The sequence below is a fragment of the Acinetobacter sp. A2 genome, from assembly GCF_012371325.1.
Lineage (GTDB): Bacteria > Pseudomonadota > Gammaproteobacteria > Pseudomonadales > Moraxellaceae > Acinetobacter.
This window is the reverse complement of record NZ_JAAZQX010000034.1, coordinates 1-23,444: the sequence shown is the minus strand read 5'-3', so window position 1 is coordinate 23,444 and position 23,444 is coordinate 1. Positions and strand designations below refer to the sequence as shown.

The following is a 23,444-nucleotide window of genomic DNA, read 5'->3' as shown; positions in this document are numbered from 1 at the left end:
TTACACGCTTGGCAACAAGACATTAACAGAGTGCGAATTAGTCCTTGACTATGTTTGACTACATTTTAAGGAACAGGCTTGAATAGCCCAATTCTGCAACGCTGCTTTGCAAAAAGAAAACCATCAATCGTGTATATTTTAGATTTGGATTAGGTCGCATCGAATAAGTAATAGCAGTCTAAAAATACAAAAGCCCATTTTAAAATGGGCTTTGGCTTTCTTTTCAAAATTAAAACTGCAAATTTTGTACTTAGTCGATCTCTTTTAGGCACACTGCAGATAAAATTGGCACACCAAAGCACGGAAGTAACAATAGAATCCAGTATTCTACAACCGTTTCTTCGCTGATCATATTAATAAATAATCCGCCAATGACCAGTACCGCAGCAATTAAACCTAGAAAAATTCCAAAAAATCTTGCAGGCATTTTACGTCCCCTGAACAATCGAACAAAAGTGTTGAGTCTAGTATATACCCTATATTTGAATAATATATTATTTTTTAAGTAAAGATTAACAAAGCCATACAATCTTAGAGGTAGATCGAAAATGGCGATATTGCACAGAATAAAGCATTATCTCAACTCGCATTGTTTATTTAACTTGGGATGATACGCAAGGCATTAGCTGTTTCCACCATGCTTTCATACCACCCTGTAACTGCGATGTCTGATAGCCCATTTTGTTCAATTTTCGAGTTGCAGGAATACTTCTATGCGCAGACAAACAAATTGTCACCACAGGCTTTGCAAGGTCTAAAGCCAACGCTTGGATATTGGCTTCAGTCATTTGCGTTAACGGTAAATGCAACGCACCCTCAATATGACTATCACAGAACTCTTTTCGAGTACGTACATCTACAATTTGCACATCTTGCCGTTGTTGTAATAAATCCTGTGCACTAATTTCAGATACTTTGCCCCACGGCAAATACATTATTAAATTCCACATTGCTCACTCCACAACCAACAAAAACTTGAATATTCCAACAAATAATTTAAACCTTAGCACAGCAAAGCTGGTCAAAATTTGACTATTTTTAGATATGAAGCATCTAGACACATTTTCTAACAATAATCAAAACCCATTTAATATATAAGTTTATATTATATAATATCAAAATAAATGTGAGTGTCATGATGAAAACACCCGATCAACTTATTTCTGAAGCTAAAAGTGAAATTACAGAAATTAGTGTCCTAGAATTGCATGAAAAATACTTGAAACATCCTGATATTATTTTGATTGATGTACGTGAACCTGAAGAACACCAAGCCTGTGCAATTGACCGTGCTGTCAACTTTCCTCGTGGTATGCTAGAAATGAAAATCGCACAACATCCTGTTGTGAACCACTACTGTGAAGTTGAACGAGCACTTGCTGATCTTGCAGAAAAAGATATTTATTTGGTCTGTGGAACAGGCGGTCGCTCTGCTTTGGCAACTCAATCTTTGCAAAGAATGGGTTTTGAAAAAATCTTTTCAGTCCAAGGTGGCATGCAGGCTTGGCTAGATGCGGGTTTACCCACAATTTCCATTTCTGGCTAATTTAGTTTCAGGAAATGTAATCTAGTTAATATAGCATCAGGCGTGTATGTGTAATCTTTATGGTTATATGTCTGTATAAACAGCTATTTTACATTTAATTTTCACCTTTAATTTCATGCAATATTTCTATTACAAAATCAAAGATTTTGGTTTTTGTGATAGTGTTACATGCAAACTTTGAATAAAAGATCAATGCAGTGTTAATGATGTGGGGAAGATTGCTAGGCCTATCTGCAATCTTGTTGCAAGTCGCTGTATTTTTACAGCCATTATTGCCAGAGAAACAACATTTTTCCTCTGTGTGTAAAACTGTTGTCCAAGCATTATTTTCTGATCAGGCCAAATCTGCAAGTCCACTATCTGCAGATCATACGCATCACTCATCAAACATCACTGCGTCTAACTCCAATTCAAATCAGACAATTACACATTCAGCTCAGCATCAGGATTCTTCTGAACAAGATTCGCATGCCAATCATGAGTGTGAATACTGTTTGGTATACAGCTTTGCGCTGCCATTATTGGATACCAAGCTCAGATATGTGTTAATTCGCACACAAATTCGAGTTTTAGCTTTTAAAACAGCGTTTACTTCAACGCTGTTTCAGAGTGAGCCTTTCTTTTTTCTCCCACAAAGCCGTGCACCCCCTTCTGTCTTATAAACTCTTGTGATATTTGGTGATGGCCCAGCGATACACTTAGCTGTAAATCCCTATGATAAATATATCCAAACCGATTATTTATTTGAATGAATTGACTCGTTTATTCGACCCTAAGGAGGAGATAACCATGCATCTGCTTCAACACAGTCATAACTATGTAAATCATGATGTAGATCAAGTGGTATGCTTAGATTTAGCCCAACAAATTGTTAAAGTTCGACAAAAAATGAATATTTCACAAGCAGAACTTGCGGCAAAATTATGTATCTCTGCCAGAACTTTGGAAAGTTGGGAACGTGGTGTTCGTCAACCTTCTAGTTCTGCCCAAGCTTTGATTCGATTATTTATTAAATCACCGCAATTTGTGTTAGAAAGTTTGGCTTAAAACATCTGTTTTGATTTTTTAAAGCCTTTTAAAAACAATATAAAGAAGCTCTTGAGGGAGCTTCTTTAACTATAAAATCAATTTAAATGGTCAATCACTTCATCTTTTTGTTTAATACTCACCACAAATATTCTGAAGATCACAAATCACTTTTTTCAAAACCTTAAATATACAGTGTTTAATGTATTTACAAGATTACGCTGCCCTGCATATTCTCTACTTATTCACTAATTTAACTAAGATGACGTAAAATAGACGCTCACCTATTTACACTCAAATCACGCCTCAGACTAAAGGATTCCAACTGCATGAACATGAAAGAAATCATGGCTGATCTATCTTCCCACACCCCAATGATGCAGCAATACCTACGGGTGAAGATGGAACATCCACATTCTTTAATGTTCTATCGCATGGGTGATTTTTACGAATTATTTTTTGATGATGCACACAAAGCCGCCAAGCTTTTAGGTATTACACTCACCCATCGTGGTAAAACCAGCGGCAAGCCTATTCCAATGGCAGGTGTGCCGTACCATGCCGCAGAAGGTTATCTGGCTCGCTTGGTCAAAAAAGGCGAAACTGTGGTCATCTGTGAGCAAATTGGCGAAGTGACAGGTAAAGGCCCTGTAGAGCGTGGTGTGGTAAGAATTATCACCCCAGGTACACTTACCGATGATGCCTTGCTTAACACCCACCAATCTTCCAATTTGGTCGCTTTATGCTTACAGCAAAACCAGATTGGCATTGCATTACTGGACTTGAGTGCAGGTATTTTTAAAGTTCAGCAAATGGATTATCGACCTGAACAACTCGCAATTGAACTCTCACGTTTAATGCCAAGTGAAATTGTGGTCGATGAAGATATTGTCGATCCAAATATTATTGAACAGGTTAAAAAACAGCTCGACTGCCCTGTGACTAAACGCCCAAATGTCGATTTTAACCTGAACAATGCACAAAAAACTCTCTGTGATCAATTCAGCGTTTCTACCCTGTCAGGTTTTGGTCTTGATCACCTACCTTTAGCCAAAGCCGCTGCGGCTGCTCTGATTCACTATGCCAAAGAAACACAAAAAACGGCCTTACCGCATATTCGCAGTATTCAGTTAGAGCAAAGCAGTGATTTTATCGCACTAGACCCTGTGACCCGTCGCAATCTTGAATTGGTTGAACCATTGTTTGAACATGGAACATCTTTATTTCAACTCATCAATGACTGCCAAACTTCCATGGGTGGCCGCTTGCTTAGTCGTACCCTAATGCAACCTTTGCGTGATACTGCACTGCTTGATGCACGTTTAGATGCCATCCAAGCCTTGTTACAGGGCTATCATGAATCTCCAGTACGTTTGGTACTTAAAGAAATAAGTGATATTGAACGGGTACTGAGCCGTGTCGCACTGGGTAGCGCTCGCCCACGTGACTTGGTTCAACTACGCCAAGCTTGTGCGCAAATTCCATATTTACGCCATGCATTACAGCCGATTGTTTCTGCACAGCAATCGCAACTCATTCAAAACCTGAATGAAGAATTGGGCGATTTTCATGGGCTGCATCAACGTCTTATGCAGGCCATTGTGGAAAATCCACCTGTTTTATTGCGTGATGGTAATGTCATTGCAGAAGGTTTTGACAATGAACTGGATGAACTGCGTAAAATTCGAGATCACGCAGGACAATTCCTTATTGATTTAGAAATTAAAGAGCGTGAACAAAGTGGCATACCTACTTTAAAAATTGGCTACAACCGTGTCAGTGGTTATTACATTGAACTGACCCGAGCCCAAGCTGAGCAAGCACCTGAGCATTATATTCGTCGTCAGACTTTAAAAAATGCAGAGCGCTATATTACCCCTGAGCTGAAAAGCTTTGAAGATAAAGTACTTTCTAGTGAATCTCGTGCTTTGGCACGTGAAAAAATGCTGTTTGAAATGCTACTGGATGAATTACGCCAAGACATTGCTCAATTACAGATGATGAGCAGTGCGATTGCACAAATTGATTTATTAGCTAACTTTGCCCATCAAGCCCGCTTACGCAATTGGGCACGTCCTGAATATAGTCCTGAAACAGGTATTAAAATCACTGCTGGGCGTCATCCTGTGGTTGAAGCCTTGAGTAAAACAGCATTTACTCCAAATGACACCATGCTGGACTACAATCATCGCTTGGCAATTATTACTGGCCCGAATATGGGCGGTAAATCAACCTATATGCGTCAAACGGCACTGATTGCCCTACTTGGTTATTGTGGCAGTTATGTACCTGCACAAGCCGCTATATTAGGGCCAATTGACCGTGTATTTACCCGAATCGGCTCTGCGGATGATCTATCTACGGGTAAATCGACCTTTATGGTAGAAATGACTGAAACATCACAAATTTTACATCATGCCACCTCGCAATCTTTGGTGCTCATGGATGAAGTTGGTCGAGGCACTAGTACTTACGATGGTTTGTCTTTGGCATGGGCATGTGTTTTAGATTTAAGCAAACGCATCAAATGTTTATGTTTATTTGCCACACATTATTTTGAGCTGACCGAATTAAGCAAAGAGTCAGGGGTAGATAACTACCACGTTACTGCAAAAGAAATGAATGGAAACTTAATTCTGTTACACAAAGTTCAACATGGTCCAGCCAGTCAAAGTCATGGTTTACAGGTCGCAAAACTGGCAGGTATTCCTACTAATGTGATTAAAGAAGCACAAAACCGCTTAAGAATTTTAGAAAAGCAGCAGCTTAAAAATGTTAATTTGGCCGTTCAGGATGATTTATTCACCCCTGCTACCAGCTTGGCAGAAGCTGAAATTATTGAACGTGTGATTGAAGTGGAAAAACCATCACCTGCGCTAGACTTATTGCGCAGTATAGATGTAGATAATTTGACTCCACGTCAAGCATTAGATCAGTTATATGCTTTAAAAGAGCAACTGAATAGCTAATTTAAACCGCTAAGATTTTTAGAAAAAATTAACAAACTAAAGACTCTCAATTGAGAGTCTTTTTCATTTATAAGTTTTTTTGATGGTTTTACCCACTTTTTATCAAATTTAGTAGCACTATCTATATCAAATATCAGTAAAAGCAATTGTTAGTTACAGTGTTTTTTGCCTAAAATAGACTATTCTGAATTAGAACCATATTTTTAGGTAGCTGTCGCCATGACATTTGTTGTCACTGAAAACTGTATTAAATGTAAATACCAAGATTGTGTTGAAGTTTGTCCTGTTGACTGCTTCTACGAAGGTCCAAACTTCCTTGTCATTAATCCAGACGAATGTATTGACTGTGCATTGTGTGAACCTGAATGTCCTGCAAATGCAATTTTCTCTGAAGATGAATTACCAGAAGGTCAAGAAGTCTTTATTGAGCTAAATGCAGAGCTTTCACAAACTTGGCCAAACATTACACAAATTGGCGATCAACCTGCTGACCGTGAAGAATGGAATGGCAAGCCAGACAAATTACAATACTTAGAAAAGTAAGTTTGTCCTGTTTTTAAAAAGATCAGCCTGTGCTGATCTTTTTTTATACCTAAAACACACATTTGATTGCAATATTTTCAAATTTTAACCCGTATTTTCGATTAGAATACGGACACTTTAAATAAATATCTGATTTGCCTAATGAAGCAATTTTTCAAGGCGCTGTTTTCGTTCAGCATTGTTCCCATGCTTTTGGTGGCTTGTAGCTCAACCCCAGACAGAACAACAACGATTACCACGCCCGATGGAAAACGAATTTTCATTCCTCAAGAAAAAATTACCTACGAACGACAGGCAGCACCGAAAATTGTGCCCTACGCCTACAATGCTTGGGTCGCCGTAAGTGACAATTTACGCCAAGTCCGTGAGTACGAACGCTTCTTAGAACAAAATGGTGTGGGCAATATTATCCCTAGTTTTGAATTAATGCGTACTGCGCGAGATTGGCAGCGTTGTGGACGTTCACAGTTTATGATTCCAAGTCGTGAATTGTGGAAAAACCAAGTACCAACCCTACGCGTATTTAAGTATTTAGTTGCCTCTAAAGTTTTAACCGACTTTGAAGTCACCTCAGTGTATCGTGATTTACCACTGAATCAGTGTGCAGGCGGAGCAAATTCTTCTCGCCATTTATTCAACTCTGCGATTGATTTTAGAATTGGTCCACAATTCCCAAATGCCGAAGATTATGCCTACATTGAAAGTACCAAATACCGACTGTGTCAGTTCTGGCATCAATATGGGCAAAGTTTAAATATGGGTTTGGGCTTATATGCTTCTGGTCAAATTCATATTGATACTCAAGGCTATCGTACTTGGGGGCCTGATTTAAGCCGTCATTCATCTATATGTAATTTCTAACTTTTGTTGTTTCAAATGAATGTTTAAAAGAGGTCAACACTGGCCTCTTTTTTACATCTATCGCATCTAAAAGCAGTCGCATTCAACAGTAACCCAGCGTAATAAATTGCACTCTAAGCAGAAAAGTTTACAATGCACACATCGCAACAAAGGTGAGCTGACTATGCAACAAATGTGGACGGATATCGATCACTATATCGAATCACATTTAATCCCCGAAGACCCAATTTTGACGCAAACTTTGGAAAATACCGATGCCAAAGGTTTTCCAGACCATCTTGCCGTTGCCGCAAATCAGGGGATGTTGCTACAAATGCTCATTCAGATGAACCAATGCAAACGGGTATTGGAGTTGGGTACTTTTGCAGCTTACAGCACTATGTGGCTCGCGCGCGCCCTACCTGAAGATGGTTATATTCTAACAATTGAAGGACGGGATACTCACGCTGCTTTAGGTCAAGAAAATATTGATCGTGCCCAGTTGAAACAACAGGTTGAATTGAAAGTCGGACGAGCTGCCGATATTTTAAAAGCACTCCCTGCCGATACAGCAGCCTTTGATTTTATTTTTATTGATGCAGATAAACAAAGCTATCCTGAATATTTAGAACTCAGTCTTAATCTTTCCCATTCAGGTACAATTATCTTTTTAGACAACGTGATTCGCGCGGGTGAAATTTTAAATCCTGAAAATCACAAGCCGAGCATTGAGGGTATTCGTAATATGTTTACTGCAATGCAAAACCATCCTCGAATTTTATCTTGTACCGCATTACAAACTGTAGGCAGCAAAGGTCACGATGGCTTTGCTTTAGCGATTGTAAAGTAAACCCAACGTAAGGTTAAAAAACAACCTGGATCGATTTTACATTATATATTATAATGTTACATGTACTGTCCATACAGTTATCCACAATTTATGCGGATAACTATGGACAGTTGCTCAACAGTTAGATCAGCTCAGCTAAACAATTGCTTACCCTGTCTTTTAATACGTTTTTACTTTGCAACCAATAACGGTACAGTCGAATTACGGAAAATACTGGTGGTAATACTGCCCAAGAAGAATTGATGAATTTTGCTGTGACTAAATGCACCCAACACAATCAGCTGAATACCATGCTCACGCTGATAATCTAAAATATTCTCTGCAACATCACCATAACGGTATTCCACCACCACATCCAAACCGGCTGAGGTTAAGAAATCCGCAGGTTCATTTAACACTTCTGGATGATCGCCCACATAGAGCAAATGGCATTGCAATAATTTAAGCAAATCACTTTGTGCAATGCGCTTCATCATTTTGATACAGGTTGGTGAATATTCATAGGCAAAAATAAAACGTGTCGGCGCTTTAAAATTTTCACCCACAGTCATCACTGTACAATTTGCCCCACGGATAAAGTTTTCAACATTGCTACCCAAAGCTTTATTGCGCTCAGCCGATTTCTCTCCTACTCGGCCTATGACCACAATATCTTCTTCATTCAACAAACTGAAACTTTGTTCTAAAAAGTCGCCTTTTTCCTGTAAATGAGTCGGTACGATACCAAACTTTTCCTGAATCATATTGGAAATATGCTGCAACAGATTGTTGCTGTAGTCTAAGGCTAATTCACTTTGTTTTTGTTCAAGTTCTGATAGTTCTTTTAATAGCATGGCATTACTTTCAAAGCCAATCACACCGCTGATTTCCCCCAAATGATAGCTAGCGGGGTAATAGTCCAACACTTGCAATAACACCAATTCACGTTGAGTTTGTGTTGCAATCCACGCAGCAGCTTCTGCAAGCGCATTAATACAGGGCGAAGAATCAATACAAGCAATTACACGTTTCATTGTTGCCTCACTTACTGCCTTTTGCAGGCTATTTTTAATTGTTATTTTTAACTTAGCACAACTCGTGTTGCAGGGACATGAAAAAATGTAATCAAGTTTAAAGATTTAGCCTGACTGAATAAAAGCTAGTCACGATAACGAATCCGTTTTGCTGGATTTCCTGCTACAATTTCACGTTCCTGAATGTCTTTGGTGACCATGCTATTCATACCCACAACGGCATGTGCTGCAATCTTTACACCATCTTTAACCCCAACATGCGCACCGAGCCAAACATCTCGTCCAATTTCAATGCCTTGTGAACTTACTGCTTGTTGATAGATCGGCTGATCTAATGCCATACCATGATCAAAAGCATATAAATGACAATAGGCTGCAATACGCACTTGGTCATGTAATTTAATGCCTGCACGACCGCCATCTAAAATACAGTGATGGTTTATCGCAACTTCATTGCCAATCTCTAAAGGGCCATGCAAAGTGCAATCTGCTGCAATAAATGTGTTATCGCCAATTTTTATATGACGACCAGGCTCTGCAAAAATGTGTGCTAAAGGTGAGATAAAACAGTTTTGACCTATTTCAACTGTTTCCATTGCCATTAAATAGTCTTGATATTCCTGCTGCCAAGCTTCTGCCCAAATACGATGTTTAGGCTTTAATGACCAATATAGCCACGGCATATAATTTAAACGGTGCTTATGCTGTTCACGATATTTCAAGAGCGGATCTGCATTGCTAGATTCAGTCATGTTGATCTTCTTCAATTATTTTAAGTTGTTCACGCCCACGGCTTATATCTTGTAATTTAAATCTTAATGGATCAATTTGATGTACTTGCAGCAAGGCCTGCACCACTACACCATTTGCAGTATAGTCTTCCTGATACTCTATCTGCTGACTGTTCAACTCGTACTGTAAAATTGCCCATTCATTAAACTGACAGGCAAATTGCACCATTTTTTTCTCAATCAGTTCTATTTTTTCTGCTAAGGCCAAACATTGCCCTGCGCAGCCACCATAGGCACGCACTAAACCGCCTGTACCCAATTTAATACCACCATACCAACGATTGACCAATACCAAAACATTGGTCAGCTCATTGCCTTCAATCGTGGCTAAAATTGGGCGACCAGCCGTACCCGAAGGCTCGCCATCATCATTAAAACGTAATTGATGCCCTATTTTCCATGCCCAGCATTGATGTGTGGTCGATGGATCACGTTGCTGTTCTAGAAAAGTTTTTACCGCTTGCTCATTGTCTACAGGCACTGCGATGGCTTGAAATCGACTTTTTTTAATTTCTTCTTCAAAAGTGATTGGCGCAGCAATGGTAAAAGGCATAACAATCCAGACAAATAACCAGATAAATAAAACCTGAAGATTATAACGTGTTTAGAGCACAACCGACATGAAAAAACCTTCTAGCGAATTTCGATAGAAGGTTGAGTAGTAGTGTATTCATCTGGATTAAAAGTCATCTTTTAACGCAAAGAAAACCATTCAAATTTTTAGACAAAAAAGTCTTCACCCAAATACACTTCACGTACGGTTTCATTTTCCAGAATTTCTTGTGGAGTTCCTTCAGCAATCACTGAGCCTTCACTAACAATATAAGCACGTTCACAAATAGCTAAAGTGTCACGCACGTTATGGTCAGTGATTAATACACCAATGTCGCGGTCTTTCAAGGTACGGATAATATCTTTAATATCACCGACTGAAATGGGATCGACCCCTGCAAACGGTTCATCTAGCAACATAAACTTAGGGTCTGCGGCCAAAGCACGTGCAATTTCAGCACGACGACGTTCACCACCTGACACACTCATCCCTAATGAATCTTTAATATGGGTGATTTTAAAATCTGCCAACAACTCAGCCAAACGCTGCTGACGTTGCTGTTTATTTAAGTCTTTTCGTGTTTCCAAAATAGCCATAATATTTTCAGCAATGGTCAATTTTCTGAAAATCGAAGCTTCCTGGGGTAAGTAACCAATACCCTTACGTGCACGTTCATGCATCGCAAGATCAGACAAATCCAGTTGATCTAAATGGATTTCGCCTTTATCCATACGCACCAAGCCCACAACCATATAGAAACTGGTAGTTTTTCCTGCACCATTTGGCCCTAGCAAACCTACAATTTCACCACTTTTCATTTCAAATGAAACGTCTTTTACCACCCAGCGCTTATTGTAGTTTTTTGCCAAATGCTTAATACATAGCGTTTGCTGACCGCGCTGTGTGCTGTCTTGTGTTGCGCTGCTTTGATCCATTAATCACGCGCTCCCGGGAATGATTTTGAGCTTGATGGTGGAATCACAATTTTGACACGACCCGCATCTGAACCTGTTTTATTTGGTGTACCAATTGCCTCAACATCACCTTTGTTCATGCTATAGCGCAAGGTATTACCACGAATACTGGCACCATCTTGTTCTAAAAGCGCACCACCCGATAAGGTAATAATGCCTGTTTCTGCATTGTAAACAATCTTCTGCGCTTGGCCTTTCGCTAGCCCTTTGGCAGGATCGGTTTTTTGCTGAAATTGTGCAGGTCTACCTGTAGCCGTAATTACACTAATTTCTTTTTTACTGTTCAAATTAGCAACAATAGAGTCAGCCTGTAGCTTCATGGTGCCCTGTTCAATAATCACATTGCCAGTATAAGTCGTTACACCCGAACGCTCACTAAAGGTTGCACGGTCTGCCACCAAGCTAATTGGCTGATTACGGTCAGAAGGAATTGCCCAACTACCTGCCGATGAAAGCACCGCCAAGCCTACAAGTACTGCTTGTTTTATCAACGTTTTAGACGCGGTAAGCTTAGTTTTATGGTTCATACTTTCCTCGAATATTAAAAAATTCGTATTGGCCGTCATTTAAATTGGCTTTTAAACCCTGACTGATAAAATCTGCTTGTGGTGACTGTACCACCACCTGCTTATCAGTATTGATTTCACGTGTTTTGGGAAGCACGTTTAATTCTGCTGTTTCAAGCGTAAGCTTGCCTTGATTAAGTAACTTGGTTGCTAAAACCTGATCGGACAACACCACTTTTTCATTGTCATTAAAACCTTGCGCTTGCTTGGCATAGAACGTGGCATCTACCTCGCCCGCCTTGTACATCGAAGCATTTAAATTTTCCAGCTTAGAGGTCTTTTGCTGCATATCTTGCTCTAAACGGTCAATTTGAGCGCGTACATATAAATTGCCCTGCTCATCGGTCTGGGTCAGATGAATTTGCTCGGCTGAATAAGTCATCGAACGTGCAGCGTCAGTTTCCAGTTTTTTGCCTTTACCGCTGTAATAGTAATAACCACCACTTACAGCTGCAATTGCAATCGCAGTAACGTATAAAACTTTAGTATCCATAAGTGGGGCTGTAACTCAAATCTTTGAATGCATGACGTATTAATGAGGGATTGTGAGATATTTTTCAAGTAACTCTTGGTATACGCCTTTGGCAGTTAAAATCATATCGCAGATTTCACGTACCGCACCACGACCACCCATGGCTTGTGTTACTAAATCTGCACGGCGACGCACCTCAATATGTCCATTAGGTACAGTCACTTTCATACCTGCAATGGAGAATGCCGACAGATCAGGCCAGTCATCACCCATGTACATACAATCTTGAGGTGATAAACCCAGTTGTGCACACGCTTCCTGTAACGCTGTACCTTTGTCTTCACGCCCTTGATAGACCAAGTCTACGCCTAAATCAGACATGCGTTTTTCGACAATATTGCTTTTACGCCCTGTAATGATAATGACCTTGACGCCAGCCTGCTGCACCAATTTCATGCCTAAACCATCACGAATATCGAATGATTTAATTTCATCACCACTGTTGGTCAGGGTAACAAAACCATCACTTAAAATTCCATCGACATCTAAAACCAAAGCTTCAATATGACGTGCTTGCTCTAATAAAATATAAGATGCCATTGTTTAGTTCACCCCTGCTTGAATCAAGTCATGCATACTGATCACACCAATGACCTTATTGGCATCATCCACCACCACAAACTGATTAATTTTACGGTCACGTAATTGTTCTAAAGCTTCAACTGCACGCGCTTCTTGTGAAATAGTTGCAGGGTGCTGTGTCATCACTTGCCCGACTTGTAAATTCACATCAAAGCCCTGTTGCTTATCAATTAAACGACGTAAGTCACCATCGGTGAAAATGCCTAATAAGACATCATTCTCATCCACAATTGTGGTTAAACCTAGACGTTTGTTTGAAATTTCGTATAACACCTTGTTCATTGGTGTATCTGGTGCAACTTTTGGTAGCTCGGTACCCGTGTGCATCAAATGCTTCACATGCAATAACAGACGTTTACCTAATGCTCCCGCAGGATGTGAACGGGCAAAATCATCGGCAGTAAAACCACGTGCTTCAAGCAAGGCGACCGCCAAAGCATCACCCAAAGCCAAGGTTGCTGTAGTACTGGAGGTTGGTGCCAAACCAAGCGGACAGGCTTCCTGAATATTACCCAAAGTCAGTGCCACATCGGCATTTTGTGGCATTGGCCCACGATCATCACCACTAATCGTGATTAGCGGCACTTCTAGATGCTTGATGAGTGGCATTAACATCATGATTTCATCACTTTTGCCTGAGTTGGAAATGGCAATTAAAACATCTCCACGTACCAGCATACCCAAGTCACCATGCCCTGCTTCACCCGGATGCATGAAGAAAGACGGCGTACCTGTAGATGCAAATGTTGCTGCCATCTTACGGCCGATATGCCCAGACTTCCCCATACCCGTGACAATCACCCGACCTTTGCAATGCAGCATAATTTCGCAAGCACGGCTAAAGCGATGGTCAATTTGCGTAGCCAAGACCTGCAATGCTTGCTCTTCTATTTTTAATGTGTCTAAGGCTACAGATTGAAAATCAATGGTATTTGGCATGTTTTCTATTCAATGTTGGACTTAAATAAAGTGTGGTACACAGCCTAATAAAACAGGTTTATTAGAGCCGCTTAGATTTTCGCAATTTTAGCATATCTATGCAATTCTAAGCTTTGATTCTGAGTGTGTTTTTTGTTTTTATCGTTTTGTAGATATTCCTTAAAGCTCTTCAATATCTACACCTATTTGACTTGTTCTTTTTTGACAAGCCCTGAGTTAGAAATAAAGTTCCTGCTTAGGTTATTTAATGAATATCTATGTAAACGACGCCTGAACTTTTTGCTGTGTCTAAATGAATACTGCAAAAAAACTTCCATAAAAAAACGCCTATCTTTCGATAGGCGTTTTTAAAATTTTGGAGCGGGAAACGAGACTCGAACTCGCGACCCCAACCTTGGCAAGGTTGTGCTCTACCAACTGAGCTATTCCCGCAATATGGAAGTGAATTATAGAGAATTTCATACAACTGTCAACTCTCTATGCTTCCAAGTGCTCAATTAATCAGCACGACGCCATACTGTACCCTGACGGGTATCTTCCAATACTACGCCTTGATCAAGTAAAGACTGGCGAATTTCATCGGCACGGGCAAAGTCTTTGGCTTTTTTGGCATCCTGACGCTGCTGAATCAATTCTGCAATGGCTTGTTCAGACAAACCTAAAGCATCCTGACCAATATCAGACTTCAGGAATTCATCTACATCATGCTGTAACAAACCTAAAATATTGGTCAAATGACGCAAGGTTGAATAATACACAGCCGCCTGTTCTGCCTGCTGCTCTTTTACCGCACGGTTCAGCTCTTTATTGACTTCAAACAGAACTGCTATCGCTTCTGCAGTGTTAAAGTCATCACGCATTGCAGCATTAAAGCGCTCTACCAAAGCCTCATCTAACGGCTCAACAGTTTTCGCACCATAAGCTTGTTGATAAGCTTTAAATGAGTGATAGAAACGTGATAAAGCAGTTTTCGCTTCTTTCAAGGCAACATCGGAGAAGTTTACAGGGCTACGATAATGTGAAGACACAATAAAGTAACGGATCACTTCAGGATGGAACTTTTCCATCACATCGCGGATAGTGAAGAAGTTACCCAATGACTTTGACATTTTTTCGCCATCGACATTAATAAAACCGACGTGCATCCAGTAATTCACATACTGCTCACCTGTCGATGCTTCAGACTGGGCAATTTCATTTTCATGGTGTGGGAACATTAAGTCTGAACCACCGCCATGAATATCGAAATGGTTGCCTAAGCAGCAAGTCGACATTGCAGAACATTCAATATGCCAACCAGGACGTCCATTGCCCCATGGAGAAGCCCAAGATGGTTCATTTTCTTTGGCATGTTTCCAAAGAACAAAGTCAAATGGATGCTTTTTATCGACTTCAACATCTACACGTTCAGATGCACCCGCTTGCATGTCTTCCAGCTTACGGCCTGAAAGACGGCCATATTTGTCAAATTTTTCGACCTGAAAATAAACATCGCCATTGCTTGCAGGATAAGCCGTGCCTTTATTTACTAAATTGCCAATCATGTTTTGCATTTGGTCAATAAATTCAGTGGCACGTGGTGCTGCATCTGGCTCAGCACAGCCTAAGTTTGCTGCGTCTTCATTCATGGCTTGAATAAAACGATCCGTTAAAGCCTGAATACTCTCGCCATTTTCATTGGCACGTTTAATAATTTTGTCGTCAATGTCGGTGATGTTGCGTACATATTTCACCTTCCAACCCTGACTACGTAAAAAGCGAATGATGTAGTCAAATGCAACCATAACCCGCGCATGTCCAATATGACAGTAATCATAAACCGTCATACCACAGACATACATGTCGATATGTCCTTCTTTACGCGGAACAAATTCAACTTTTTTACGTTGCTCTGAGTTATATAGAACAAATGGTTGCATAGGTTTTCAAAATAGGTCTATTAAAAGATGCACCATCTTAACCTAAGCATTATTTTTCATAAAGTTTTTCGATGTTTTTATTCTGTATGAGGATATTGCGAGTGATGAGTACACTCTCGACCAGACCTTCTCCCGAAGGAGAAGGAACGTTCAATACTGATCTTAAACTTGGATTGATCTTATAAAGTGAGTAAACCTTATGCCGCGTCGCGTTTTTGTACCAAAATCGCACCGACAGAGTAACCCGCACCAAATGAACACAGTACACCATATTCACCATTATCGACTTCATGTGCAGTACGGTGTAAAGCAATAATTACCCCCGCTGAAGAGGTATTGGCAAACTCATCTAAAATAATAGGTACTAGACCAGGTTGTGCCGCTTCTTTACCCACCACCAATTTTAAAATCAGTTCGTTCATGCTGGCATTGGCTTGATGCAACCAGAAACGCTTCACATCGGTTGGTGCAATCTGATTTTTTTCCAATTGCGCAGTAATCATTTTAGCCACTAACGGACAGACTTCTTTAAAGACTTTACGGCCATCCTGATGGAAGCGTTTATCATCAATATCTGCATTTTCACTTAGGTTTAAGAAACCGAAGTTATTGCGAATATTGTTAGAGAACTGGGTGAACAGGTTCATATCTAAAATTTCAAAACCTGCTTTTGTATCTGTCTCTTCTAAAATTGAAGCGGTTGCCACATCACCAAAAATAAAGTGGCAGTCACGTGAGCGGTAATCGTTATGCCCTGATGTAATTTCGACATTCACCAACAGTACGCGACGCGCGCCTGCTTTAATCGCATCATGCGCTTGCTTAATACCGAAAGTTGCAGCAGAACATGCTACGTTCATGTCATAGGCATAGCCTTGAATACCAAGCGCAGTTTGAATTTCAATCGCCACGGCAGGATAAGCACGCTGCAAGTTTGAGCAAGATAAAATGACCACATCAATATCTTCTGCAGTTACACCTGCATTTTGCATCGCTTGTTTTGCGGCAATTACACCCCATTCAGCTTGTAACGAAATTTCATCATCACCACGTTCACGCAAATTAGGACGTAAACGGTTGATGTCTAAAATACCTGTCTTTTCTGCTACATAACGGCGTTTTACACCTGAGGCTTTTTCAATAAAGTCTGCACTTGAGCCACGACGTTCTTCTAGCTCACCTGCTGCAATTTTGTCAGCATTCTGCTGATTATACTGTTCCACATAAGCATTTAAACTTTCGACCAACTCTTCGTTGGTAATAACATCTTCTGGGTGATAAAGACCAGTACCTGTAATGCGAATGCCCATGTAAAACTCCTTCTAGAAATTATCTATATCTTAACTGATTCCGAGCTTTTCCCATACTTTTTGCAGCCGAGTTGCAGAAATTGGCATTTTGGTTTTCATGGGTTGAGAGAACAACGATATGCGTAATTCTTCTACCATAAAGTACAATTCCTTCAGGCGGGCATCTTGTTTGTGTTTGAACAATTTGTCCATCCAAGGGTCAATTTGGGCGATGGCAGCATTATCTCTTTGCAAGTTGTTGGGTAAGCGGTCTAAACGTAATAACAACGCTTTTAAATAGCGCGGATATTCGCTCCACACCTCTACAGGCTTGCTATACACAAAGTCTGCCAGATGCATTAAATCCAGCTGATCTTCAATATCATCCATATTTTTAGCAAAAACTGCTTCATCAAGCATCAATAACTGACGGCGAATATCTTGCCAAGCAATATAAATTTCATTAAAGATACGAAGCGTGGTTTGACCATGACTAAGAAAAGTCTTTTTTACCTCAAGCTGTAAGTTTTGAAACTCTTCCAAATTGACTGGCAAGTCACAAATAGTGCTTTGCAAGGTCGCATAGATCAACATTTGTTCAAATTGTGCTTTATCTCCCAAAGGTGAGTAGGCCAAAGCCAATGGTTTAGCAATTTGTTTTTTCAGTTGGCGCGATAAATCGCCCAATTGCACATGCAGTAAACGAATCACCCCTTCACGATGCTGACGAATCGCCTCGCTCTGATCATTAAAGGTTTGAATCACCACACCCGATTCATCTTTCTGGCTCAATTCTGCAAAATCTTTGCTTGGCACCAAAGCCTGATATTGCTTGACCACCACACCGGTAACTTTTTGTGAAGCCTCAAAAATGAATCGTTCAGGAAAGGTCTGAAATTCACCTTGCAACTGCTTCACAGGGCTGTGGGTTTCGGTACGACAACGTGCTTTTAATTCTGCTAAATCACGCCCCTGTTCAATCACCCGCCCTTTTTCATCCAGTACTTTGATGAACGGTAACAAATACGCATCTACACGCTCAAAACTAAAGTCTTTTTCGGTAATTTGTTCTGCACGTAACTGAAATGCCAAAAAGCTAAAAATATGCTCACGTAAATTGACAGCATCAATGCGTTGCAACAGTTTGCTTGCAGTGTCCGGAATAGGCACTAAGTGACGACGCTTTTCCTTCGGCAAGGTTTTGAGCAAAGCTTCAATTAAATTTTCACGCCAGCCTGGAACACCCCATGACCAAATATTTTCATCGACCTGTGCCAATGCTTGCACAGGAATTTTAACCGTTGCACCATCTTCATCATGACTTGGATCAAAACGGTAACTGGCTGCCAAACGCAGCTCACCATTACGCAAATAATCTGGAAATTGCTGCGTGGTCGGACGATCATTCAACCAAAGTGCATCATCTTCCACAAATAAATAACGTGGGTTTTGCGGCTCCACGGTGGCACGCCAATCTTCAAATGAGCGTCGGCTAGCGACTTCTGCAGGGACTTTGGCTGCATAGAACTGATAAATAGTTTCTTCATCGACAACTAAGTCTCGACGACGTAACTTGTCTTCAACCCGTTCCACTTCTTCAAGTTTGAGTAGGTTGTGTTTTAAGAATGGCGGTGTAATGCCCAAGTTGCCTGTGGTTAAAGCATCACGTAAGAAAATTTCATGCGCAGCTTCTTGATCGACCTTTTCATAATTTACAGCACGTTTCGGTTCAATAATCAGCCCAAACAGTGAAATTTGATCATAGGCATTTACCACGCCAGCTTTTTTAGACCAATGCGGCTCGAAATAATGATGCTTGAGCAAATCACGTGCGGCCAATAAAATCCATTCAGGTTCAATTTTTGCCAAGGTGCGCAAATACACTTGTGAAGTTTCCACCATCTCAAATGCCATCACCCACGGCGTATTGGTTTTATGCAAGGTAGATGCAGGGAAAATCCGTGCTTTTTGCTGGCGTACGGCCATGAACACGTTACGCTCATCGGTTTTATTTGCAATAAACGATAACAAACCAGTTAACAATGCTCGATGCAGATTTTCATAACTGGCTTTTTTCTCATTAAAAGACAGTTTTAAACTACGTGCTAAATCAACCAATTGTTCATGCGTTTTCTTCCATTCACGTAAGCGCAACCAACTTAAGAAATGCTGACGTGCAAAAGTACGACGTTTGTTTTCACTCATACCTTCACGGTTTTCGTGCAAAGTTTCCCAAAGCTTTAAATAAAATAAAAAGTCAGAATCTGCTTCACGGAACAAAGCATGTTTTTGATCGGCCTGCATTTGTTTATCTGCAGGACGTTCGCGCGGGTCTTGCACCGCTAGTGCCGCCACAATAACTAATACTTCATTGAGCACACCAAAATGCGCACCGCCTAAAATCATACGTGCCAGTCGTGGGTCAATTGGCATTTTCGCCATCTGCTGACCAATTTTGCTGAGCGGATTTACAGTCTTAGATGAAACATCTTTGGCTTTATGTTCTGTCAGCGCACCTAATTCCACTAATAATTTGCGACCATCATTCACTAAACGATGATCGGGCGGCTCAATAAAATCAAATTCTTCAAGCGTGCCCAAGCCCAGACTTTGCATTTGCAAAATGACCGAAGCCAAGTTGGTACGTTTAATTTCAGGCTCAGTAAACTCTGGTCGGCTTAAAAAATCCTCTTCGGAATACAAACGAATACACACACCTGGCGCAATACGACCACAACGCCCTTTACGCTGATTCGCTGCCGCTTGAGAAACTGCTTCAATGGGTAAACGCTGCACCCGTGAACGATAGTTATAACGTGAAATACGCGCAAAACCACTATCTATTACGTAGCGGATATTTGGCACAGTCAAAGCCGTTTCAGCCACATTGGTGGCAATAATAATGCGGCGTCCACCACCCGTTGGGTTAAAGATTTTTTGTTGTTCAGCTAACGCCAAACGCGCATACAAAGGCAAAATTTCTGTATGACGTGGCCCATGTTTGTGCAAGGTTTCCTGGAGTTCACGAATTTCCTGTTCAGTGCTGGCAAAAATCAGAATGTCGGCGTGTTCAGGATGACCTTTTTCCTGCGCATCGGCAAAGCACTCTTCTACTGCTTGCACCACAGCACGTGGCAAGTTTTCTTCAAAATCATCAAATTCATCATCATCACTGCCACCAATACTTAATTCAGAAATTGGACGATAACGTACTTCTACAGGAAAGCTGCGCCCTTCAACTTCAAAAATCGGTGCGCCATTAAAGTAATTGCTAAAACGCTGCACATCTAAAGTTGCAGAGGTGATGATGACTTTTAAATCAGGGCGACGTGGCAACAATTGCTTTAAATAACCCATGATGAAGTCAATATTTAAAGACCGCTCATGCGCTTCATCGATAATAATGGTGTCGTATTTGTTCAAATAACGGTCATTGGCAAGCTCTGCCAATAAAATACCATCGGTCATTAAACGAATAATAGAGTCTTGAGAACCTTGTTCATTAAAGCGGACTTTAAAACTGATCGATTCACCCAGTTTTTCGCCGACTTCTTCTGCAATACGCTGCGACACACTACGTGCAGCCAAACGTCTTGGCTGGGTGTGACCAATGAGACCAGTTAATCCACGACCTGCCAACATGGCAATTTGAGGTAACTGCGTGGTTTTACCTGAACCCGTTTCCCCTGCCACAATAATCACTTGATGCTGCTGAATTGCTTCTGCCAATTGCTTAGCGTATTGAGTTACAGGTAAATCTTGATTCAATTGAATATTGGGAATGCGCTGAGCACGCTCCAACACTTTGAAATTGGATTTTTCAAATAATTCCTGATATTGCTTTGGATTGGCATCTTTGCCTTTCCGTAGTCGATTTAAACGATGACGATCACGCGCCAAAACGAGGTGGTCTACATTTAAATGACTCTGCACAGAATACGCTTCCTAACCAAAACACAAACACGTATTTTACGCACTAATGCCCTGAAGCGAAAGAACAGCGCTACAGAACAATCATTTAAATATTTTTTGATGCCACCTTGAACTTTTAAATTACATCCCCATATTGTTGAATGTAACTCAATTGCTGATTTGGTTTTATTGGATAGCCCACAAGTGGCTGTCATTCAATCATCATCATTTTAAGGCCTAATAAAGTCTCAAAATTGTATTGATGAACTTGTTGATATTTACATTCTCATTTGTTTTTCCGATGCTAGTAATGTAAAAATACCATTTCAGCAATAAAACAAAATTAGATACTCTATTGCTAACGAAATACAAACCTTAATCATGGAGACAATGATGAGCTTAATTAATACTGAAGTTAAACCATTTAAAGCTAATGCATACCATAACGGTCAATTCGTTGAAGTAACTGAAGCTGATCTTAAAGGCAAATGGTCTGTTGTATTCTTCTATCCAGCTGACTTTACTTTCGTTTGCCCAACTGAGCTTGGTGACCTTGCAGACAACTACGCAGAATTCCAAAAATTAGGCGTTGAAATCTATGCAGTTTCTACTGACACTCACTTCACGCACAAAGCTTGGCACGACTCTTCAGAAGAAATCAAAAAAATTCAATACGTAATGGTTGGCGACCCAACTTGGACGCTTTCTAAAAACTTTGAAGTATTAATCGAAGCTGATGGTCTTGCTGATCGTGGTACTTTCGTTATCGATCCAGAAGGCAAAATCCAAATCATCGAAATCAATGCTGGCGGTATTGGTCGTGATGCTCAAGAACTTCTTCGTAAAGTTAAAGCAGCTCAATACGTTCACGCTCACCCAGGTGAAGTATGCCCAGCTAAATGGAAAGAAGGTGATGCAACTTTAGCACCATCTATCGACCTAGTAGGTAAAATCTAAGTCTTAGATTTCACTACTCACAAAAACCACGCTTAGGCGTGGTTTTTTTATTCAAGCTGTTTGTTTACAGTAATGCATAAAAACTCCACTTTTCTACCTAATTTATTCATCATTGAATCGTAAACTAGATTGACTACAAAACAGCCAGCACATGGCACATTTGATTTTTTAAGTTGTAATTTATGAGGGCGGTTCTATGAAAAAATTATTGGTACTTTCGACTTTACTGGCATTTTCCGTGCCTGCATTGGCAGATGTAAACTGCAATGGCACCATTAAAAATCGTACCATTGATGATAATGTAAAAATTCAAAAGTTATGCACCCTAGATAATGTGACTGTTAAAGGTAATGTCATGCTGCATAGCAGTGCACAAGCCACAATCAAAAATAGCCGTATTGATGGCAACTTAGAATCTAAAGGACAATTTAGCCGAGTAAATGCTCAGGCCAACCGTATTGATGGCAACATTCAATTAGAAGATGGTCGAAATATTCAACTCAGCTCCAATCGTGTTGATGGTAATATTCAGCTAAAAGACAATACTGGCAGTATTATTGTTAAAAATAATCGTGTTTCTGGTAATTTAGAATGCGAAGATAATCGCCAAAAACCTACTGGCGGTTCTAATCGCGTTTCAGGCGATAAAGAAGATCAATGTCGTCATTTATAATGCCTAAAAATGCAAAATAGCAGACTTAAAAAAACCACATCTTATGATGTGGTTTTTTAACTTTGATCAACAACACAATATAAAATAAGATCAAATCTATTTTTACAATTCTGTAATACTTTTTATTTCATACTTCACTTATGTTCAGAATAAGCAGATTAAATCTGTGAAAAATAATATAAAAAATAAAGGAGTTGCTTATGGATAAAGCACTTGTCGTGACATCCTGGACATACAGCGCATCTTCACGTTATTTGAAAATTTTTTACGAAAATGGCTCTGGGGATTTATTCCACCCTGTACCGCAGTCTATTTATGACAACTTATTGAGGCGCAGCGACAAAGCTGCTTTTGTGAGTAAATATTTAGCATACGACCTAAGCTTTAACCGCATTTCCATTCAATAAATCATCATTACATTTTAATTATTTTAACTTTAAGAATTATCTAATTACTCAATCTATCCAATTAGTTTAATGCCGATTGGATAGACAAAGCTAAAATTTAAAGTACTTCTTGTACAAGTTTAAAACGCTCCAATTCTCGATCATCATCCAAGGTGATGGTTTCAGTAAACATTGACAGTGGTCTTACCCAAATAGAGTAATCTCCATATAAACACTGATAGACCACCAACTTTTCTTGAGTTTCACTATGGGTTGCCACATGCAGCACTTGGTACAACTGCCCTTTATAATGTTGATAAATACCTTTTTTAAGCATTGTGCTGTCCTTCTTCAACTAAACAGCAACAATGTACAATAAAAAATGAATTTCTGCTTATCAATACAATACAGCTTTATTCAACACACTCTCCCCCCAAGCAACCTGGGCATAACACATAAAGATCGACCCCATAGACACTATTTAGGCTAAAAACTATTACATTTATTCTCTGTACACGACAAAAATAGATAACTCATTGAAATAATGTCACAATAATTGTTTTCTAACGACGAATACTATGACA

Annotated in this window: 24 protein-coding genes and 1 tRNA gene; 10 read left to right on the top strand and 15 right to left on the bottom strand. The window is 40.1% G+C overall.

Going from position 1 to position 23,444, the window contains the following annotated elements:
• Positions 1-250: 250 nt before the first annotated feature.
• Both HHA43_RS11285 and HHA43_RS11280 read right to left on the bottom strand, forming a co-directional pair.
• On the bottom strand, positions 251-427 hold the full coding sequence (locus HHA43_RS11285) for a hypothetical protein (RefSeq protein ID WP_168417930.1): 177 nt from the start codon (positions 425-427) through the stop codon (positions 251-253).
• A gap of 166 nt (positions 428-593) precedes the next feature.
• Complete coding sequence (locus HHA43_RS11280) at positions 594-950, bottom strand: rhodanese-like domain-containing protein (RefSeq protein WP_168461723.1); 357 nt, start codon at positions 948-950, stop codon at positions 594-596.
• Between the two features lie 188 nt (positions 951-1,138).
• Here HHA43_RS11280 and HHA43_RS11275 point away from each other — a divergent pair, with 188 nt between their 5' ends.
• The 7 genes from HHA43_RS11275 (at position 1,139) to HHA43_RS11245 (ending at position 7,774) form a co-directional block, all read left to right on the top strand.
• Positions 1,139-1,546 (top strand): rhodanese-like domain-containing protein, encoded by a 408-nt coding sequence (locus HHA43_RS11275; protein ID WP_168417992.1) that lies wholly within the window; start codon positions 1,139-1,141, stop codon positions 1,544-1,546.
• 203 nt (positions 1,547-1,749) lie between these two features.
• Positions 1,750-2,208 (top strand): DUF2946 domain-containing protein, encoded by a 459-nt coding sequence (locus tag HHA43_RS11270; protein WP_168461722.1) that lies wholly within the window; start codon positions 1,750-1,752, stop codon positions 2,206-2,208.
• A gap of 127 nt (positions 2,209-2,335) precedes the next feature.
• A complete protein-coding gene (locus HHA43_RS11265) occupies positions 2,336-2,593 on the top strand; it encodes a helix-turn-helix domain-containing protein (protein ID WP_168417933.1) in 258 nt (85 codons plus the stop codon).
• Between the two features lie 308 nt (positions 2,594-2,901).
• A complete protein-coding gene (gene mutS, locus HHA43_RS11260; protein ID WP_168417934.1) occupies positions 2,902-5,541 on the top strand; it encodes a DNA mismatch repair protein MutS in 2,640 nt (879 codons plus the stop codon).
• Between the two features lie 219 nt (positions 5,542-5,760).
• On the top strand, positions 5,761-6,084 hold the full coding sequence (gene fdxA / locus HHA43_RS11255; RefSeq protein WP_004973093.1) for a ferredoxin FdxA: 324 nt from the start codon (positions 5,761-5,763) through the stop codon (positions 6,082-6,084).
• A 141-nt stretch (positions 6,085-6,225) separates the two neighbouring features.
• Entirely contained in the window at positions 6,226-6,945 is a 720-nt protein-coding gene (locus HHA43_RS11250) for a D-Ala-D-Ala carboxypeptidase family metallohydrolase (protein WP_168525430.1), read from the top strand.
• Positions 6,946-7,108: 163 nt separating this feature from the next.
• Positions 7,109-7,774 carry an O-methyltransferase gene (locus tag HHA43_RS11245; RefSeq protein ID WP_168461720.1) on the top strand — a complete coding sequence of 222 codons (666 nt, stop codon included), beginning with the start codon at positions 7,109-7,111 and terminating at the stop codon, positions 7,772-7,774.
• Between the two features lie 170 nt (positions 7,775-7,944).
• On the opposite strand, the gene HHA43_RS11240 is transcribed toward HHA43_RS11245, so the two are convergent.
• From HHA43_RS11240 to hrpA, 12 genes are all read right to left on the bottom strand, one after another.
• A complete protein-coding gene (locus tag HHA43_RS11240) occupies positions 7,945-8,787 on the bottom strand; it encodes a universal stress protein (protein ID WP_168461718.1) in 843 nt (280 codons plus the stop codon).
• Positions 8,788-8,912: 125 nt separating this feature from the next.
• On the bottom strand, positions 8,913-9,539 hold the full coding sequence (locus tag HHA43_RS11235) for an acyltransferase (RefSeq protein ID WP_168461717.1): 627 nt from the start codon (positions 9,537-9,539) through the stop codon (positions 8,913-8,915).
• The gene (locus HHA43_RS11230) at positions 9,532-10,131 is read right to left on the bottom strand and encodes an IMPACT family protein (protein ID WP_168461716.1); all 600 of its coding nucleotides are present in this window, start codon (positions 10,129-10,131) and stop codon (positions 9,532-9,534) included. Before HHA43_RS11230 ends, HHA43_RS11235 begins: the two co-directional genes overlap by 8 nt.
• A 167-nt stretch (positions 10,132-10,298) precedes the next feature.
• Positions 10,299-11,066, bottom strand: a complete 768-nt coding sequence (gene lptB, locus HHA43_RS11225) for an LPS export ABC transporter ATP-binding protein (RefSeq protein ID WP_168417940.1) — start codon at positions 11,064-11,066, stop codon at positions 10,299-10,301.
• On the bottom strand, positions 11,066-11,632 hold the full coding sequence (lptA, locus tag HHA43_RS11220; protein WP_104852159.1) for a lipopolysaccharide transport periplasmic protein LptA: 567 nt from the start codon (positions 11,630-11,632) through the stop codon (positions 11,066-11,068). Before lptA ends, lptB begins: the two co-directional genes overlap by 1 nt.
• The gene (gene lptC / locus HHA43_RS11215) at positions 11,622-12,164 is read right to left on the bottom strand and encodes an LPS export ABC transporter periplasmic protein LptC (RefSeq protein ID WP_168417942.1); all 543 of its coding nucleotides are present in this window, start codon (positions 12,162-12,164) and stop codon (positions 11,622-11,624) included. Before lptC ends, lptA begins: the two co-directional genes overlap by 11 nt.
• 39 nt (positions 12,165-12,203) lie before the next feature.
• Positions 12,204-12,743, bottom strand: a complete 540-nt coding sequence (locus HHA43_RS11210; protein WP_168417943.1) for a KdsC family phosphatase — start codon at positions 12,741-12,743, stop codon at positions 12,204-12,206.
• Positions 12,744-12,746: 3 nt separating this feature from the next.
• Positions 12,747-13,724: a KpsF/GutQ family sugar-phosphate isomerase gene (locus tag HHA43_RS11205; protein WP_168417944.1), complete on the bottom strand. Its 978-nt coding sequence runs from the start codon at positions 13,722-13,724 to the stop codon at positions 12,747-12,749.
• 356 nt (positions 13,725-14,080) lie between these two features.
• Positions 14,081-14,156 (bottom strand) — tRNA-Gly (locus HHA43_RS11200).
• Between the two features lie 65 nt (positions 14,157-14,221).
• Positions 14,222-15,643 (bottom strand): cysteine--tRNA ligase, encoded by a 1,422-nt coding sequence (cysS, locus tag HHA43_RS11195; RefSeq protein ID WP_168417945.1) that lies wholly within the window; start codon positions 15,641-15,643, stop codon positions 14,222-14,224.
• A gap of 197 nt (positions 15,644-15,840) precedes the next feature.
• On the bottom strand, positions 15,841-16,953 hold the full coding sequence (locus tag HHA43_RS11190; RefSeq protein WP_168461715.1) for a beta-ketoacyl-ACP synthase III: 1,113 nt from the start codon (positions 16,951-16,953) through the stop codon (positions 15,841-15,843).
• A 30-nt stretch (positions 16,954-16,983) separates the two neighbouring features.
• The gene (gene hrpA, locus HHA43_RS11185) at positions 16,984-20,865 is read right to left on the bottom strand and encodes an ATP-dependent RNA helicase HrpA (RefSeq protein ID WP_168461713.1); all 3,882 of its coding nucleotides are present in this window, start codon (positions 20,863-20,865) and stop codon (positions 16,984-16,986) included.
• Between the two features lie 372 nt (positions 20,866-21,237).
• Here hrpA and ahpC point away from each other — a divergent pair, with 372 nt between their 5' ends.
• The 3 genes from ahpC (at position 21,238) to HHA43_RS11170 (ending at position 22,881) form a co-directional block, all read left to right on the top strand.
• Positions 21,238-21,801 carry an alkyl hydroperoxide reductase subunit C gene (gene ahpC / locus HHA43_RS11180; protein ID WP_005178834.1) on the top strand — a complete coding sequence of 188 codons (564 nt, stop codon included), beginning with the start codon at positions 21,238-21,240 and terminating at the stop codon, positions 21,799-21,801.
• Between the two features lie 196 nt (positions 21,802-21,997).
• Entirely contained in the window at positions 21,998-22,474 is a 477-nt protein-coding gene (locus HHA43_RS11175; RefSeq protein WP_168417948.1) for a right-handed parallel beta-helix repeat-containing protein, read from the top strand.
• Positions 22,475-22,674: 200 nt separating this feature from the next.
• A complete protein-coding gene (locus HHA43_RS11170) occupies positions 22,675-22,881 on the top strand; it encodes a KTSC domain-containing protein (RefSeq protein ID WP_168461712.1) in 207 nt (68 codons plus the stop codon).
• A gap of 97 nt (positions 22,882-22,978) precedes the next feature.
• Here HHA43_RS11170 and HHA43_RS11165 read toward each other — a convergent pair whose 3' ends face one another.
• Positions 22,979-23,197 carry a DUF1653 domain-containing protein gene (locus tag HHA43_RS11165; RefSeq protein ID WP_168417950.1) on the bottom strand — a complete coding sequence of 73 codons (219 nt, stop codon included), beginning with the start codon at positions 23,195-23,197 and terminating at the stop codon, positions 22,979-22,981.
• Positions 23,198-23,444: the final 247 nt, after the last annotated feature.

Coding starts and splice junctions, on each gene's coding strand:
- HHA43_RS11285 (WP_168417930.1), bottom strand. CDS start 427: ATGCCTGCAAGATTTTTTGGAATTTTTCTAGGTTTAATTGCTGCGGTA.
- HHA43_RS11280 (WP_168461723.1), bottom strand. CDS start 950: ATGTGGAATTTAATAATGTATTTGCCGTGGGGCAAAGTATCTGAAATT.
- HHA43_RS11275 (WP_168417992.1), top strand. CDS start 1,139: ATGAAAACACCCGATCAACTTATTTCTGAAGCTAAAAGTGAAATTACA.
- HHA43_RS11270 (WP_168461722.1), top strand. CDS start 1,750: ATGATGTGGGGAAGATTGCTAGGCCTATCTGCAATCTTGTTGCAAGTC.
- HHA43_RS11265 (WP_168417933.1), top strand. CDS start 2,336: ATGCATCTGCTTCAACACAGTCATAACTATGTAAATCATGATGTAGAT.
- mutS (WP_168417934.1), top strand. CDS start 2,902: ATGAACATGAAAGAAATCATGGCTGATCTATCTTCCCACACCCCAATG.
- fdxA (WP_004973093.1), top strand. CDS start 5,761: ATGACATTTGTTGTCACTGAAAACTGTATTAAATGTAAATACCAAGAT.
- HHA43_RS11250 (WP_168525430.1), top strand. CDS start 6,226: ATGAAGCAATTTTTCAAGGCGCTGTTTTCGTTCAGCATTGTTCCCATG.
- HHA43_RS11245 (WP_168461720.1), top strand. CDS start 7,109: ATGCAACAAATGTGGACGGATATCGATCACTATATCGAATCACATTTA.
- HHA43_RS11240 (WP_168461718.1), bottom strand. CDS start 8,787: ATGAAACGTGTAATTGCTTGTATTGATTCTTCGCCCTGTATTAATGCG.
- HHA43_RS11235 (WP_168461717.1), bottom strand. CDS start 9,539: ATGACTGAATCTAGCAATGCAGATCCGCTCTTGAAATATCGTGAACAG.
- HHA43_RS11230 (WP_168461716.1), bottom strand. CDS start 10,131: ATGCCTTTTACCATTGCTGCGCCAATCACTTTTGAAGAAGAAATTAAA.
- lptB (WP_168417940.1), bottom strand. CDS start 11,066: ATGGATCAAAGCAGCGCAACACAAGACAGCACACAGCGCGGTCAGCAA.
- lptA (WP_104852159.1), bottom strand. CDS start 11,632: ATGAACCATAAAACTAAGCTTACCGCGTCTAAAACGTTGATAAAACAA.
- lptC (WP_168417942.1), bottom strand. CDS start 12,164: ATGGATACTAAAGTTTTATACGTTACTGCGATTGCAATTGCAGCTGTA.
- HHA43_RS11210 (WP_168417943.1), bottom strand. CDS start 12,743: ATGGCATCTTATATTTTATTAGAGCAAGCACGTCATATTGAAGCTTTG.
- HHA43_RS11205 (WP_168417944.1), bottom strand. CDS start 13,724: ATGCCAAATACCATTGATTTTCAATCTGTAGCCTTAGACACATTAAAA.
- cysS (WP_168417945.1), bottom strand. CDS start 15,643: ATGCAACCATTTGTTCTATATAACTCAGAGCAACGTAAAAAAGTTGAA.
- HHA43_RS11190 (WP_168461715.1), bottom strand. CDS start 16,953: ATGGGCATTCGCATTACAGGTACTGGTCTTTATCACCCAGAAGATGTT.
- ahpC (WP_005178834.1), top strand. CDS start 21,238: ATGAGCTTAATTAATACTGAAGTTAAACCATTTAAAGCTAATGCATAC.
- HHA43_RS11175 (WP_168417948.1), top strand. CDS start 21,998: ATGAAAAAATTATTGGTACTTTCGACTTTACTGGCATTTTCCGTGCCT.
- HHA43_RS11170 (WP_168461712.1), top strand. CDS start 22,675: ATGGATAAAGCACTTGTCGTGACATCCTGGACATACAGCGCATCTTCA.
- HHA43_RS11165 (WP_168417950.1), bottom strand. CDS start 23,197: ATGCTTAAAAAAGGTATTTATCAACATTATAAAGGGCAGTTGTACCAA.